Here is a 15,611-nt window from a genome sequence, read left to right as displayed (position 1 = left end):
CCACCGCAGCGGTCGGGCGGGGTATGCCCGACCGCTGCGGTGACAGACTTCAGTCCACGGCCAGCGCTGCCACGATCGGCATCTTGGATGCGCGCAGGGCAGGCGGGATCGAGCCGAGCAGGGCCAGGCCGAGGGCGACCACACCGTAGACCGCGATCAGCGGGCTCGGGCGGTAGATGATGTCGATGGTCATCGCGTGGCCGATTGCCACGGTGGCCAGGTACTGCACCGCGATCCCGACGACGAGTCCGATTGCCGCGCCGATGAATCCGATGCCCGCGGCCTCGGCCAGCACCGAGCGCAGCAGGAATTTGCGGTTGGTGCCCATGGCACGCAGCACCCCCAGTTCCCTGCGCCGTTCCAGGACCGACAGCATCAGGGTGTTCAGCAACGCCACCGTCGCGACCAGCACGACGATCCACAGGATCATGTTGCTCATCGCCGCGCCCTGCTGCACGCTCGAGGAAATCGCGTCGACCATGGATGCGCCGGTGTCGACGTGGATTTCCTGGGGAACCATCGCGCGCACCGCGGCTTGCACGGCGGTGGGATCAGCGCCGGGCGCGTACTGGATCGACAGGATCGTCTCGCCGGGCCGCTGATACCACTCCCGCATCTGGTCGAGATTCATCATCACCACACCGGAGACGGCAGTGAAGTACGGAATTACCTGCAGCACAGTGGTTTTGCGCTCACCGGAAGGTGTGGGCATGGTGATCTCGTCGCCCGCGGCGAGCGACAGTGAACGCGCGACATCGCGGGTGATCACCACGCCTTCGCGTCGCTCCATCTGATCGATCACCGCCCGGTCCACCGCGCCGAGGCGAGTGTCGGACGTACTCGGCGGATAACCCTGCAGCATCACCCGGCCGCTGCCGATCGTCGCGAACGCCATCTGGGCGGGATTCACCTGCTCGACACCGGGCACCGTCGCGACCCGCTCGGCCAATCCGGCGGGCAGCACGGGTCCGGTCGGGAACTGTTCGACGGGGCTCGGACTCACGTAAAGGTCGGTGTCGCCGAGACTTTGGAACGAATCGGTCGCCGACTTCACCATGTTGCCCGACGCCCCACCGAGCGCGACCACCGCCGCGACCCCGATCATCACCGTCATCGCGGTAGCCCACACCCGCCGCGGCGCGCGCTCGAGCGAAGTGGCCCCGAGTGCGCCGGGCGCGCCGAACCAGCGGGCGATCGCCGCGGACCCGCGCACGATCGGCCCGGTGGCGGCGAAACACAAGAACACAGTCGCCGTGAACGAGGTCGTGATCGCCGCCAGGGACAGTCGTCCGAGGTCGAGGAACGCGACGACCACGGCCACCGCACCCAGTAACAGCCCCGCGGCCAGCGCGACCCAGCGCAGCACCGTGCCGGTGGCCGCGGCATCACTGGCCTCCACCGGCGCCAGCGCCTCGACCGGGGCCACCTTGTACACCTGCCGCGCGGCGATCGAGGCGGCCAGCACCGTCGCCACCACACACGCCGCGATCGCCACGGGCACTGCGTAATTCGGCACCTGGAACTCGGTGCGCGCCTCGACCGATTGCACGATCGCGGCGGGCAGCCTGCCGATCGCGAACCGGCCCATCAGCGCACCGATCCCGGCACCGATCGCCCCACCGATCAGCCCGAGCAGCGCCGCCTCGACGAGCAGATCCCGCACCATCGGCGCGCGCTTGCCGCCGATCGCCCGCAACAGCGACAGCGTCGGCCTGCGTTGTGCCACAGCCATACTCATCGCGTTGTAGATCAGGAAGGCCGACACGATCAGCGCCGCCGCCGACGACATCAGCGTGGAGTACCGCATGATCTGGATCGCGCCACCGGCCTGCGCGGTCCGCAGACTCGGCTCGGCCACCACCGCACGCCCGTCCACCGCTTCGGTGAGCGCCGTCCGCAGCGCGCCCACATCGGTGCCGGGTTTCACCACGATCTGCACCGAATCGAGCTTGCCGACCCGGTCGGTGAGGAACTGGATCAGCGGCAGCGGACCAGCCACCAGGTGGCCGCTGTTGAGCCGGTTGGTGGCCTCGGAGTCGAGGACGGCGGCCACCGTGGCCGTGCCCGATCCGATCCGCACCGGGTCGCCTTCGCGCAGGCCCATCGCAGCGCCGACCAGCACGCCGCGTTCGGTGCTGATCAGCTTGGTGGTGTACTGCGACATCGGCCCGGCCAGGTCGCTGCCGAGCGCGCCGATGTGTTGATCGGCCCCGATCAGCAGTGCCCGGTCAGGGCCCGCCCCCAGGGTGCCGCGCAGCATCGGCACCGCCGTCGCCACCCCTGGCGTCGCGGCGATCTGGGGTAGCAGTGATTGTTCGAAACCGGCGTCGGTGATGCCGGTGATCTCGAGCTCGGCGGTGCCCGCCAGGCCCTTGGTGAGCTTGTCGACCGACCCGGTGACCGAGCCGGAGATACTCAGCACCGCCACGATCAACGCCGCCGACACCCCCATCACCGCCCCCGACATCAGGGTCCGGCCGGGATGGCGGAGCAGTTCACCGAAGTTGAACAGCCGCAATCGATCCCATGCCGCGGCGATCATGCGTCCACCCGCGCGGCGGCCAACTCGTCGGCGCCGATCTGCCCGTCACGCAACGTGATCACCCGGTCGCAGTAGTCGATCGAGTTCATGTCGTGGGTGACCATCACCACCGAATTGCCCTGCGCCGTAATGTCACCGAGCAGTGCGAGGATCGCCGCACCGGTCTTGGAATCGAGGTTGCCGGTCGGCTCGTCGGCCAGGATCAGCGGCGGATCCATGATCAACGCCCGCGCCACCGCCACCCGCTGCATCTGCCCACCGGACAGTTCCGCGGGCCGGTGCTGGGCCCGATCACCGAGGCCGACCATGTCCAGCAGCTCCAAAGCGCGTGGCTTGGCTTTACGTAACCCGGTGCCGTCCAACAGTTTCGGGACAGCCACGTTCTCCCACGCCGACAAGGTGGGCAGCAGGTTGAAGAACTGGAAGACGAAGCCCACCTGTTCGAGCCGGAACGCCGCCTGCTTGTCCTCGTCGAGATCGCCGATCTCGGTGCCGCGGAAGCGAATCGAACCTGCGTCGGGGCGGTCGAGCGCGCCGAGCAGGTGCAGCAGGGTGCTCTTACCGGAACCTGACGGCCCGATGATCGAGGTGAACTGGCCCGCCTCGATCCGCATGCTCACTTCGTCGAGCGCGCGGACTTCCTGATCACCGACCCGATACTGCTTGACCACCCTGGTCAGCTCGAGCATCGGCTGCTGCGGCGATTCACTGTCGGGCATAGCATTGTCTCCCAAGGAGTTTCGGATTTCAGCGTGCGAGTGCGCGGTCGCGGGTAGTCTGCCCGATCGCCGGACGCGCGTCGAGAAGCGCACGCAGCGCAGGCTGTTCGGCGGCCAGTTCGAGATAGGCCTCCATCGGGGTGCGGCCGTCGATCTCGGCCAGCTCCAGCTTGACGTGCAGATGGTTGTCCCAGCGGTTGGTCAGTGTCAGGAGCAGGCCCTCGACGCCACCGAATAGCTGGTCGAGCTCGGGGAGGCCGTCGAACAACGCGGGGTCGTGCGGGTCGATCGCGGCCCTGGCGAGCACAGTGTGCACGATCTCAGTGCGGTGGTGCAGGTCGGTCCAGGTCATGGGCTTCACCTTCCGTGAGCGGGTGAATCAAACGCTACGGTCGGTGAAAGGCCGATTCGTCGTGCCGGGGACCCGACTTCTTCTCCTGCCTGGGTAGGAGAAGGCAACCGTTTCCGGGACGATGCTCACCCGGCAGGCGGCGACTAGCCTTACACCATGGATGTGAGCCACGCCATCCCCGCGAAGGCGCCGGGTCGGGAGAGCCGCCTGCAGCGGTTGTCCGCCCGGACGATGAGCGGGTGCAGGCGGTTCGTGGCGACCGTGCGCGAGCGGCTCGAAGCACTGCCCTACGACTATCCGCCCGCCGTGATCATCGGGGCCGACCTCGCGCTGCTGGTGGTCACCGGTGCGGCGGTGATCCAGCGACATTCCTACTTCCCCAACCCGCTGCCGCTGATCGCGATGGCGGCAGCGTTCCTGCCGATCCCGCTGTACGCGCTCTTCGGCGTGAGCCCGCACCCCATACTGCTGAAGTCGAGCGCCCTGCTCTCGTGTGGGCTGTTCCTGCTGCAGCCGACGAGTAACGACTTCGCGCCGTTCGTGCTGGTGATCGTCGCCGGTGAGGTAGCCGCGATCGCCTCGCGCGGAATCTCCATCGGATTCGCCGCGGTCGCGTTCGCAGAATTGCTGGCGTTCGACCTCGCGGGGCATCTGCACTGGGGAGTATCGGGGCAGCGGCTGCAAGGGCTCCCGATGTATGCCATCGGCATCCTGCTCGGCACGTTCTGCGGGGTGATGCTGCAGTACCAGCGTCGATTCCTCTACCAGGAACGCGAGAATCAGGCCATCCGCTCCGGCCAGGCCGCCGACGAGGAACGCCGCCGGATCGCCCGCGAGGTCCACGATGTGATCGCCCATTCCCTCTCGATCACCCTGCTGCACTTGACCGCCGCCCGGCGCGCGCTGCAAACCGACGACGACCCCGCCGAGGCGGTGGAAGCGCTCGTCGAAGCCGAACGACTCGGCAGGCAAGCGATGGCCGACATCCGTCGAACCGTCGGCATGCTCGACGCGGGCCCGTCACAAATGACTCCCGAGCCGGGCGCCGCCGATATCGACGAGCTCGTCGGCGACTTCCGCCGCGCCGGGCTCACCGTCGACTACACCCGCACCGGCGACCTGGCCACCGTCACCGGCGCCATCGGCCACGCGCTGTACCGGATCGGCCAGGAATCACTGGCCAACGTCATCAAACACGCGCCGGGAACGGCCGCCGAAGTCCGCCTCGATGTCACCGCCGAAGCGGCGATATTGGTCGTGTCGAATCCACTGCCGTTCGGGCCCGCCCCCCGCCGAGACACCGGGATGGGACTGCGCGGCATGCGTAAACGCACCGAACTGCTCGGTGGGAAGATCACCGCGGGCAACGGCGACGACGGCTGGACCGTGCGCGTCGGCTTTCCCATGAAATCGGGCTCGTGCATTTCGAGCGTGCTGCCGAGCAAGCTCCGTAGCAAACCCCAGGAGGAATCGTGACAACCGCTTCGCCGATCGAGCAGGTGGTGACCGTGCTGGTGGTCGACGATCAGGAACTCGTGCGCGGTGGACTGCGCCGGATCCTGCGCCGCCGCGACGGTTTCACCATCAACGAGTGCGCCGACGGCGACGAGGTGGCGGCCGCCGTGGCCGCGCAACGGCCCGATGTGGTGCTGATGGATCTGCGGATGAAGCGGGTCGGCGGCATCGATGCGACCCGGTTGCTGCGCGCCCGCCCCGATGCCCCGCCGGTGCTCGTGCTCACCACCTTCGACGACGATCAGCTGCTCTCCGGTGCGTTGCGCGCGGGCGCCGCGGGGTTCCTGCTCAAGGATTCGCCTGCCGAGGATCTGATCCGCGCCGTGCGGACCGTGGCAGGCGGCGGCGCCTGGCTCGACCCGTCGGTGACCGGACGGGTGCTCACCGCGTATAGAACAGTGAAACCGGTCGGTACCCGCACCGATCGCCGACTCGGCGAACTCACCGCCCGCGAGTACGAAGTGCTCGAATTGATCGCCTCGGGCCGGGTCAACAGCGAGATCGCCGCCGAACTAGGTATCTCCGAAGTGACGGTGAAAAGCCACGTCGGACACATATTCGGCAAGCTCGACCTGCGCGATCGGGCCGCCGCGATCGTGTTCGCGTTTGACCACGGCGTAGTCACGCCAGGAGAATCGTCCTACTGAGAAGCAGGTCCACGGGCCTGCCAGAAGTGGGAGGCGGACGCTGGTGCAGGCACCTGGGTCACGGACGGGGAGCAGATTCGGCCCGTACGAGTTGCGGTCGTTGCTGGGTAAAGGCGGAATGGGCGAGGTCTACGAGGCCTACGACACCGGCAAGGACCGAGTGGTCGCTCTGAAGTTGCTGGCGCCCGAGCTCGCGCAGGACCCGGCCTATCAGGTCCGGTTCCGCCGTGAGTCCCAGGCCGCGGCGAAGCTGGCCGAACCGCACGTCATCCCGATTCACGACTGGGGAGTGATCGACGGGGTCCTCTTCATCGACATGCGCCTGGTGCCCGGCTCGGATCTGCGGACCGTGCTGCGCGGGGGCGGGCCGATGAGCCCGGAACGCGCGGTCGCCGTCGTCGAGCAGATCGCCGCCGCGCTGGACGCCGCGCACGCGGGTGGGCTGGTGCATCGCGATGTGAAGCCCGCCAACATCCTGGTCACGCCTGCCGATTTCGCCTACCTCGCCGACTTCGGCATCGCGCACACCGAGGGTGACAGCGCGGTGACCCAGGCCGGGATAGCGGTCGGCTCCTACATCTACATGGCGCCGGAACGCTTCGACGTCGGTCCGATCTCGCATCGCGCCGACGTCTACTCGCTGGCCTGTGTGTTGCACGAATGCCTCACCGGCGCTTCGCCTTTCCCCGCGGCCAGCATGAGCGTGCTTGTTCGCGCGCACCTGTCCGAGTCCCCGCCACGGCCGAGTGAGTTACTGCACGGGATTCCGGGCGCGCTCGACGATGTCATCGGGACGGGTATGGCCAAGGATCCTGGCGATCGATATGCGACGGCCGGTGCGTTGGCCGTCGCCGCTCGCCGGGCGCTGGGCTCGGCCGTGCGTGAAGGCACGCCGAGGCCCGCGCCGTCGGGTGCTTTCGCGTCGTATGAGGGTGCCCGTCGCGTCCCAAGTGGACATGATGTGACTCCAGGTTCTTCGCCGGGCGCCACGCTGCGTGGGCCCGCTGGTGCACCGGGCCGTGCGCCCGGCGGACCTCCGGCCGGTGCCCCGGGTGCCGGGCGCGGGTTCGCCGCCGCAGCCGGATTCGCCGCCGGTGCGGGCCGTGGTGCTCCCGGGGTACCGCCGGGTGCCGAGCGTGGCCCTGGTGCCGAGCGCGGAGTACCCGTGCCGCCGGGTGCCGAGCGTGGCTTTCCCGCGGGATCCGGCGCCGAGCGCGGAGTACCTGCGGGCCCTGGCGCCGAGCGTGCTGTTGCCGCGGGGCCTGCGCCCGGCGTGGGGCGTGCTGCGCCCGCTGGTTCCCGCAAGGGAGCCCCGGGCTCCGCGGAATCGGAGAAGGCCGATCAGCCGCCGACGCCGACGGGGGAGTTCCGCGTGATCGGCGCGGTGACCGCGACCGGTGGCGTGGAGACCTCACGCAGCCAGTCCACCGCGACCGGTGCCCAGCCGACACTGATCATCCGCCCACCCGAGGCGCGTGCAGGTGGCGCCGACACCACCGGGTTCCGCCGCGTTCCCGCCGAGGGCACCGGCGAGATCTCGATCCCCGCGGTGATCCAGCCGACCGGCCCCGCCGAAATCCGGCCCGCCGACGCCTACTTCACCCCCCTGCCGACGGCCTCGGAACCGGAAGCGGCCCCCGCGCCCCCACCGGCCTACACCCCCGACCAGGGCCTCCCACGGATGCGCCCCTTCCCTGACGCGCACCTCTACGACGGTGCCACCCCCGGCGAAACCTCCGCGCCCCTCCTGCAACCGCAACGCCCCTCGTCGGCCACCCCGTACCCGGCCCCCACCGGCCCCCACCGCCTTCCACCCCAGGACCGGGCCGCACCCACCCAGCGCTACTCCGGCGAACACCCGATCCCGGCCGCATACACCCCGCCGACCGAGCAGTACAGCCTCCCGGCCTCGAACCCCGATCCGCGTTTCCCCGCACCGGAATCCAGTTCGAACCCACCCGCCCCCTTCGCGGCTCCGACCCAGCGTTTCGGGGGTGGCCAGAATGATCCCGAGGGCCGGTTCGCCAGTCCCGCAGGGGCTTTCGGTGCCGGATTCGATGGGCGCCCCGATCGGTTCGGCGGCGAGCAGGCAGATCCGGCGCCGTTCGGCCCGCCGACCGAGCAGTACGCCGCCCCCGCGTCGCAGCCGGGTTTCGTGCCCCCTACGCAGAAATTCGGCGGCGATCTCGACGATCCGCGAGATCGTTTCGCTGGTCCTACTGAGCGTTTCGATGACGAGGCAGACGACCGGTTCGGTGCACCGGCGCAGTCCGACGATCAGTTCAGTCCGGCGACCGAACAGTACGACCCCGCCGAGGTGCGACGGTCGGCGCAGACCCAGCACTACGGTGCCGACGAACCGGACCCGCAGCGCTCGCAGCCGACGCACCGATACCGCGGCGGCGCGGCACCTTTCGGCGCGCATCAGGCCCCAACGGATGATCCGGCACGGGCGGCCGCGACCCGGCAGTACTCGGGCCAGGAGAACGCGTACTCCGACTACGACGAGCCGCCCAGCGCCTACGGCGATCACGCCTACCGTGAGCAGGCCTACGACCCCGGTTACGGTCCGGAGCCCGCGTACGGCCCCGACCCTGCCTACGGACCCGATCCGTCTTGGGCGCACCAGGATTCGGATCGTAAGCGGTCGGTCCTGCTGCCGGTTCTCGTCGGCGTCCTCGCCATGGTGGTCGTGGCGATCGGTGGCGCGATCGGCTGGCGCGTGATGTCTGCCGGATCCGACGAAACCTCCACGGCCGCACCGACTTCGCAGGTGCCGGCCGGTTCCGGTCAGCCCGCGGGCACCACCCCACGCGCGACGACGGTCCGTCCCACCACCTCGGCCGGGCCGGTCACCTTGCCCGCAGGTGCGCAACCCTGCGAAGCCGGTTCCACCACAGGCGATTACAGCAAGGTCGCCGTCGGCACCACCGTCACCAGCTGTGGTTTCGCCGAGGCGGTCCGGCAGGCCTACGCCGCGGGCGGAACCGGTGCGCGCCCCGTGGTGGCGACGAGTCCGGTCACCGGCACCACCTACACGATGAACTGCGCCCCGGAAGGCAAGCTCGTCACCTGCACCGGCGGTGAGAACGCCGTGGTCTACGTCTACTGACACAACAATGGCCGCGGCCCCTGCTCGACAGGGGCCGCGGCCATCTCAGCTTGCTGAAGCTACCGCTACTACGGTGTCCCCGAGCCGGTTCAGCGTGTCCGGATCACTCCATGACCCGGTGATCGACATCCCGTCGGCCACCACATCGGCACCGGCCTTGCGTAACCGATCAGCCAGATCCTGATTGATCACCTCGCCGGGCCCGACGGTGATCACCGCCACCGGCTTGCCCCCGACGGTCGGCGCCGATTCCGGACCTGCCAGCCAGGCGATCACGCTCGCTGCCAGCGGCGGTACCGTTTCGCCCTCGGCCGCGAACAGCAGCACCCCATCGGCTTCCAGCGTGGAGCGCCGCAGTTGGTTGGCGATCAGTGGACGCCCGTCCTCGGTGTCGATCGCCGCACTGTAGGTGGGCAGCGTGTCGAGTTCGGCCAGGCTCACCACGTCGACATTGTTGCGGATGGCGACCCGCTGGGCCTCGGTCGCCAACTGTTGCGCCGTGGAATTCTCGCCGGGATCGGCGACGAGCGCGAGCAGATATGACATCGGTGGTCCCTTCTACTTCGCGTTCTTGACGATCTGCTGGGCCGCCGCTTCGATCGCGGCATCGTTGGCAGCGCTGAGGTCGATCACTCCAACCCCGGAAATCCGCTGGGCGAGTGGAGGATTGATCTCCTTCAACCGCTTCACGAAATCATCGGCCACATCGGAATTGCCCCTGCCGTGCCCGAGCAGCACGAAATTCTCGGTGCCGATCTCCTCGATCAACGCCACCGCGAGATCATCGAAATACTTGATGAACACCTGCGGGTCGTCGTGGCCGGTGTGGTGCTCGACCGTGCGGATGTGGTGGGCGACCTTGTCGTGATTGGTCACGTCGTGTTCGGTATCGGCGACGGTGGGGGTGGCGAGGTCGAAATGCAGCACCCGCGCCTTCTCGCTGTCCATCGCGACCACGAACATATCGCCGGAACCCTTGAGTTCCGGTGTGTCCTTCAGCAATTGACGCGCATGCTCGATGTCACCGATCGACACCCGGCCGTCGTGCTGACGGTGGAACACCTCGCGGTGCCCGTTCATCTTCACCGCCAGCCGATCGCCGTGCTCCTGTTCCACCTCGTCGGCGATGTCCTCCCACATCGTGATGAACTGCTTCCATTCGATATCGGTCGGCGCCGGGTGCCCCTTGATCGAAGCCAGAGTCTTTCGCGTGTGCTGGTTCATAACCTCTCCTCAACGAAAAGTTCAGCTCGACGGTGTGACGGTCACTTTCACGCTCTTCATCAACGGCTGGTCGCTCTCGGTGCTGTAGTCGCCGATCGCGCACAGCACATTCATCTCCGGCATGTACCCGGCCGCGCAGCCCACCGGAATGTCGTAGGGGACAACCTTGTACTTGTACAGCGACCGCTTGGACCCGTCCCTTGCGGTGCTGGTGATATCGACCTCGTCGAACTCCTTCAAGCCGCGGTCGTGCATATCGGCGGAGTTCATGAAGATCAGCGTGCGCAGGTTCTTCACGCCGCGATAGCGGTCGTTATTGGTGTAGATGGTGGTGTTCCACTGGTCCTGCGACCGTTGGGTGGCGAGAGTGAGCACACCGGGCGGGTTGGTGGTGTCGGGCAGTGTCGCCGCCGAGAACTCCGCCTTCGCCGACGGGGTGAGGAAGATGAGTTCGCGCGCGGGCTGACGGATCCGGAAGCCGAGACCGAGTCGCACCCGCCGGTTGTAGTCCTCGAAACCGTCGAGCACCTTCGACATGGTGTCGCGGATGCGGTCGTAGTCCTCGACGTAGTACTCCCACGGCGTCTTCGTCTCGGGCAGTGCGGCTTTGGCGATGCCGGCCAGAATCGCGGGCTCCGACAGCAGATGCGGCGAGGCGGGTTTTTTCATGCCCCGCGACAGGTGCACCACGGCCATCCCGTTCTCCATCGAGATCACCTGCGGCCCACTGCGCTGATGATCGTGTTCGGTGCGCGCGAGGCACGGCAGGATCAACGCCTTCTTGCCGTGGATGACGTGACTGCGATTGAGCTTGGTGGAGACGATGACGGTGAAGTCGGTCTTCTGGAACGCCTCGAAGGTGTAGGCGCTGTCGGGTGCGGCCTGCACGAAGTTGCCGCCCATGCTCATGAAGAACTTCAGCTTGCCCTTCTGCATCGCCTCGATGGTGGCGACCACGTCGTAGCCGTTGGCGCGCGGCACATCGATCTCACAGACTTTGGCCAGCCGGTCGAGGAATTCGGCGGGCGGATTGTTGTCGATGCCGCAAGTGCGGTTGCCCTGCACGTTGCTGTGCCCGCGCACCGGCGAGGGGCCCGCGCCTTCGCGACCGAGATTGCCGCGCATGAGCAGCAGGTTCACGATCTCGCGGATCGTCTCCACGCCGTGCTCGTGCTGGGTGATGCCGAGGCACCAGCTGATGATGCTGCGGTCGGAGTCGCAGTAGATGCGGGCGGCCTTGCGGATCTCGGCCTCGCTCAGCCCGGACTGGGTCTGGATATCGGCCCAGGTGGTCGCCTCGACCTCGCGCACGTAGTCGTCGAAACCGACGGTGTAGCGCTCGATGAACTCGTGGTCAAGGGCCTTCTCGTTGGTCGCGGACTCCTCGAGTACCGCCTTGGACATGCCACGGATCAGCGCGAAGTCCCCGCCGATACGCACCTGCAGGTTGAGGGTGCCGGTCTTGGTCGGGTGGAAGGTGCCCATCGCGACGAAGTCGTGCGGGATGATCGTCTTGGTCGCACCCGCCTCGATCAGCGGGTTGACGTGCACCACCTGCGCGCCACGCTTATAGGCCTTGGCCAGCGCGGTCAGCATGCGCGGTGCGTTCGACGCGGCGTTGATACCCATGACGAACAGCGCGTCGGCCTTGTCCCAGTCCTCGAGGTCGCAGGTGCCCTTGCCGGTACCGAGCGAGGCCTGCAGACCGCGGCCACTGGCTTCGTGGCACATGTTCGAACAGTCGGGCAGATTGTTGGTGCCGTACTCGCGCACCATCAACTGGTAGAGGAACGTGGCCTCGTTGCCGAGGCGCCCCGAGGTGTAGAACGACGCCTCGTTCGGGTCGGACAGCTCGCGCAGCGCCTTGCCGGTCATCTCGAACGCGTCGGCCCAGCTGATCGGCACATAGTGGTCGGTCTCGGGGTCGTAGACCATCGGCTCGGTGAGCCTGCCCTGGTCCTCGAGGTCGTAGGAACTCCAGGTGGCCAGCTCGGTGACGGTGTGCTGGGCGAAGAACTCCGGGGTGCACCGCTTGTGCGTCATCTCCCAGGTGACGTGCTTGATGCCGTTCTCGCACACGTCGAGCAGCAGGCCGTCGGTCGCGTCGGGCCAGGCACAGCCGGGGCAGTCGAAGCCGTGCACCTGATGGTTCATTTTGAGAATGGCTTTGGTGCCGATGAACGGCTCGTGTTCTTTGAGCACCATGAACTTGCCGACCGCGATCGCCGCACCCCACCCCGCGGCCGGGTGCTTATAGGGGGCATTCACCGCAGGCACCGCCGCCCGGTCGGCTGCTTCGCTCGGGCCTCTATCGGGGTCCCAGATGGTGTGCGGACCGTCAGCCATGTCAAATCTTCCCTTCGCGATGAATTGCGGGTCGAGAAAGATACGAGCTCTGTCCAGTGTCTCGCTTGGATTCTCTACCGTCGAGATCACGGAAGGGCGTAGCTCACTGTCGTCGTGTCGCCACACCGCGTCCAAGACCGATTTCCGACCGGCCGATTGGTCGCGCTTATCACCGCCGGTACAGCCCCTCCTGCGCCGGTGCGACCGGGATCACCGCAGGTTGACGGCCTGCGCGCCGATGATGCACCCTTGATCATCGGCCCTACGGGCATGTCCCGCGACCGACTTCGGAGGAACCTTGCGCACCACGGGAACAGGGGCGCGCCAGCTCTGGCGACGGTTCGTCACCGAGATCGATCACCTGCCCGCCGCCCGCGTGTTCATCGGGCTCGCGATCCCCGGCCTCGCGCTGATCGCGCTGGGGCGCACCGACCTGCTCATCTACGCGGTCTTCGGTTCCTTCACCGGCATGTACGGCTTCGCCGAAGCGCCGCGACAACGGCTGATCCACCAGAGCGAAGCGGCGGTGATGCTCGTCGGCGGGGTCGGCGCGGGCATTCTGCTCGCCCGCCTGCACGCCCATCCCGCGGTGCTGGTGTCGGCGGTGGCGGTGTTCGCGGCCGTGGCCTCGCCGATCACCGACCGCCTCGGCTTGCGGCCGGAAGGGCCGTTCTTCGGGATCTTCGCGTTCGGCGCCATCGCCATGGTGGCCGGCGTGCAGCGCGATCCGATCCTGGCGTTGGCGCTGTGTGCGGGGACGGCGGTGCTGTGCGTGGTGGTCGGCTATGTCGAGTCCGCGCAGCGAGTCCGGCGCGGCGGGTGCAAGGACCCGGTGCCGATCGCACCGCATCGGACCGGGCGGGTCTCCTACGTCCAAGCGGGCCGGTACGCGATGGCGATCTCGATCTCCGGCGGGATCGGAGTGTTACTCGGTGTCGGCCATGCCAATTGGGCGATGGCGGGCGCGGCGGTACCCCTCGCGGCCTACAGTTCGCGCGACCGGATCACCCGTGGCGTGCACCGGATCACCGGCACCTTCATCGGACTCGCCGTCACCGCACCGCTGCTGCTGCCGGGCTGGAGTCCGGCGATGCTCGGCCTGGTCATCATCGCGCTGCTCTACCCGACCGAGCTGTTCATGGCACGGCACTACGCGGTCGCCCTCGGCTTCTTCACCCCGCTGATCATGGGAATGACCGAACTCGCCGACCCGACCGACCCGCTCACCATGCTCACCGAACGCGGCGTCGACACGGTGATCGGAGTCGCGGTGGGAATCGCTGTCGCGCTGCTCATTCGCGAACCGGCAACCGCCGTGTTACCCGCCGACGAGACGCAGGTATGCGAAACGTTGCATACTGTCGGCATGGCTGAAGACAACGAGTGGTACTACTGCATCAAGCACCACAAGGCCGAACAGGGCAAGGCCTGCTGGTACGGCGACCGGATGGGCCCCTACCCCGACCAGGCCACCGCCGAGCAGGCCCTCGAGATCGCGAAGGCGCGCAACAAAGCGGCCGACGACCAGGACGACTGACCGACATCTGAATGCTGTTCCGTCAGCTCGAATACTTCGTCGCACTCGCCCGAGAACGTCATTTCGCCCGGGCGGCGAAGGCCTGTTACGTCTCCCAGCCCGCGCTGTCGGAGGCGATCCGCAAACTCGAACACGAGCTCGGCGTGCCGCTGGTACGCCGGGCCCGCACCTTCGAAGGACTCACTCCCGAGGGCGAGCGGCTGGTGCTGTGGGCACGGCGGATCATCGCCGACCGCGAGGCCCTCGAACACGAGGTGCGGGCGCTGCAGACCGGTCTCACCGGCGAGCTGCGGATCGGGGTGGTGCCCGCGGCGTCGAGCACGGTCGCCCTGCTGACCGACCCGTTCTGCACCGAACATCCGTTGATGCGGGTGCGGATCGAAACGAGTCTGCGCTCCCTCGACATCGTCGAACGGATCCGTCGGTTCGAACTCGACGCGGGCATCGTCTACGTGCAGGGTGTCGACACCACCGGGCTCACCCTCACCCCGCTCTACGCCGAACGCCACGTCCTCGTCGCGGGATCGGCGCTGGTCGCGGGCCGCACGGCGATCTCATGGGCCGACGCGCTGGAACTGCCGATGTGTCTGCTGCCGCAGGGCATGCGCGGTCGCCAGCTCATCGACGACGCGCTGGCGACACTCGGTCTCACGGCGACCCCGCAACTGGAGAGCGACTCGGTGGCAACGCTGCTCGAGCACGCGCGCACCGGGCGCTGGGCGTGCATCGTGCCGCAACCGTGGGTCGCGGCGTTGGGCCCCACCGCCGACATCCGGGTGTTCGAACTCGCCGACCCGGTCGTCACCGCGCAGATCGTGCTCGTCACCGCGGCGGTCGAACCGGGGTCGGTGCTCACCACCGCGCTCATCGGCACCGCGCGGGCCACCGATTTCGCCCTCGCGCCGCGCCCGGTCACAGGGTGATCTAATTCAGCTATAACTCGGCAACTGTTGAGTACTGTGCATTCCCATGAGCACTCGGTTGCTGCTGTCTGCGGTCACTCGCCTCGTCGGGTCGGTGGTGCTCGGCATCGTGGTCGGTGTGATCGTCGGGCTCGCGCACGAGTTGCCGCTGGGAATTCTCTCCGGAATCGCTAGCTCCGCAACGGTATTCGTCATCACCGGTTGGCTGGTGCTGTGGCCGATGAGCTCCGAGGAAACCAAGAAGGTGGCACGGCGCGAAGACTTCCAGCCGTTCATCGAGGAGCTCTCGGTGGTGGCGTCGGCGCTGGCCGGGCTCGTCGGCATCGTCGTCGTGTTGGTCCTGCGCCATTCGAACGCGACCAATATCGCCGCGGCGATCGCGCTCGGCGGGGTGTTCATGGCGTGGGCGTCGGTGCACCTGATGTATGCCGCGCGCTACGCCTACGTCTACTACCAGGCACCCGGCGGCGGGATCGACTTCAACATCTCCGAGCCGCCCGACTACCGTGACTTCTTCTACTTCAGCTACAACCTCGGCATGACGTATCAGGTTTCCGACACCAACGTCTCCAACGAAACGATCCGCGCCATCGTCCTTCGACACTGCCTGCTGTCCTACATTTTCGGCACCGTCATCCTGGCCACGACGATCAACCTCGTCGCCGGTCTCGCGACGAATTGACGCGGTGATCGC

At 67.7% G+C, this 15,611-nt stretch carries 12 protein-coding genes; 6 read left to right on the top strand and 6 right to left on the bottom strand.

Going from position 1 to position 15,611, the window contains the following annotated elements; translation table 11 throughout:
- Positions 1 to 49: 49 nt before the first annotated feature.
- Genes ACFW6D_RS04170 through ACFW6D_RS04160 form a run of 3 tightly spaced genes read right to left on the bottom strand, consistent with a single transcriptional unit; the run spans position 50 to position 3,613 of the window.
- A complete protein-coding gene (locus tag ACFW6D_RS04170; protein WP_379324575.1) occupies positions 50 to 2,542 on the bottom strand; it encodes an FtsX-like permease family protein in 2,493 nt (830 codons plus the stop codon).
- Positions 2,539 to 3,261, bottom strand: a complete 723-nt coding sequence (locus tag ACFW6D_RS04165) for an ABC transporter ATP-binding protein (protein WP_379324573.1) — start codon at positions 3,259 to 3,261, stop codon at positions 2,539 to 2,541. Before ACFW6D_RS04165 ends, ACFW6D_RS04170 begins: the two co-directional genes overlap by 4 nt.
- Before the next feature lie 28 nt (positions 3,262 to 3,289).
- A complete protein-coding gene (locus ACFW6D_RS04160; protein WP_379324571.1) occupies positions 3,290 to 3,613 on the bottom strand; it encodes a hypothetical protein in 324 nt (107 codons plus the stop codon).
- 156 nt (positions 3,614 to 3,769) lie between these two features.
- Here ACFW6D_RS04160 and ACFW6D_RS04155 point away from each other — a divergent pair, with 156 nt between their 5' ends.
- The 3 genes from ACFW6D_RS04155 to ACFW6D_RS04145 all read left to right on the top strand — a co-directional run bounded on the left by ACFW6D_RS04155 (position 3,770) and on the right by ACFW6D_RS04145 (position 8,887).
- The gene (locus tag ACFW6D_RS04155) at positions 3,770 to 5,089 is read left to right on the top strand and encodes a sensor histidine kinase (protein ID WP_379324570.1); all 1,320 of its coding nucleotides are present in this window, start codon (positions 3,770 to 3,772) and stop codon (positions 5,087 to 5,089) included.
- The gene (locus ACFW6D_RS04150; RefSeq protein WP_379324568.1) at positions 5,086 to 5,775 is read left to right on the top strand and encodes a response regulator; all 690 of its coding nucleotides are present in this window, start codon (positions 5,086 to 5,088) and stop codon (positions 5,773 to 5,775) included. The genes ACFW6D_RS04155 and ACFW6D_RS04150 overlap by 4 nt, the downstream gene beginning before the upstream one ends.
- A gap of 118 nt (positions 5,776 to 5,893) precedes the next feature.
- Positions 5,894 to 8,887: a protein kinase gene (locus ACFW6D_RS04145; RefSeq protein WP_379324566.1), complete on the top strand. Its 2,994-nt coding sequence runs from the start codon at positions 5,894 to 5,896 to the stop codon at positions 8,885 to 8,887.
- Positions 8,888 to 8,932: 45 nt separating this feature from the next.
- On the opposite strand, the gene ACFW6D_RS04140 is transcribed toward ACFW6D_RS04145, so the two are convergent.
- Genes ACFW6D_RS04140 through ACFW6D_RS04130 form a run of 3 tightly spaced genes read right to left on the bottom strand, consistent with a single transcriptional unit; the run spans position 8,933 to position 12,457 of the window.
- Positions 8,933 to 9,433, bottom strand: a complete 501-nt coding sequence (locus ACFW6D_RS04140; protein ID WP_379324564.1) for an NADPH-dependent FMN reductase — start codon at positions 9,431 to 9,433, stop codon at positions 8,933 to 8,935.
- Between the two features lie 12 nt (positions 9,434 to 9,445).
- Complete coding sequence (locus ACFW6D_RS04135) at positions 9,446 to 10,111, bottom strand: hypothetical protein (RefSeq protein WP_379324562.1); 666 nt, start codon at positions 10,109 to 10,111, stop codon at positions 9,446 to 9,448.
- Positions 10,112 to 10,132: 21 nt separating this feature from the next.
- Entirely contained in the window at positions 10,133 to 12,457 is a 2,325-nt protein-coding gene (locus tag ACFW6D_RS04130) for an FdhF/YdeP family oxidoreductase (protein ID WP_379324560.1), read from the bottom strand.
- A 298-nt stretch (positions 12,458 to 12,755) separates the two neighbouring features.
- Between ACFW6D_RS04130 and ACFW6D_RS04125 the strand changes: the two genes are divergently transcribed.
- The 3 genes from ACFW6D_RS04125 to ACFW6D_RS04115 are packed head-to-tail and all read left to right on the top strand — an operon-like array spanning position 12,756 to position 15,599.
- Positions 12,756 to 13,994 carry an FUSC family protein gene (locus ACFW6D_RS04125; protein ID WP_379324558.1) on the top strand — a complete coding sequence of 413 codons (1,239 nt, stop codon included), beginning with the start codon at positions 12,756 to 12,758 and terminating at the stop codon, positions 13,992 to 13,994.
- Positions 13,995 to 14,005: 11 nt separating this feature from the next.
- Positions 14,006 to 14,917, top strand: coding sequence for a LysR family transcriptional regulator (locus ACFW6D_RS04120; protein ID WP_379324556.1), 912 nt, complete (start codon positions 14,006 to 14,008; stop codon positions 14,915 to 14,917).
- 46 nt (positions 14,918 to 14,963) lie between these two features.
- Complete coding sequence (locus ACFW6D_RS04115) at positions 14,964 to 15,599, top strand: DUF1345 domain-containing protein (RefSeq protein WP_379324554.1); 636 nt, start codon at positions 14,964 to 14,966, stop codon at positions 15,597 to 15,599.
- Positions 15,600 to 15,611: the final 12 nt, after the last annotated feature.

Origin of the sequence: Nocardia sp. NPDC058705 (assembly GCF_042749305.1) — a bacterium.
In the GTDB taxonomy this organism is placed as follows: domain Bacteria; phylum Actinomycetota; class Actinomycetes; order Mycobacteriales; family Mycobacteriaceae; genus Nocardia.
Note: the sequence above shows the minus strand (reverse complement) of the source record. Positions and strands in the feature narration are given on the sequence as shown.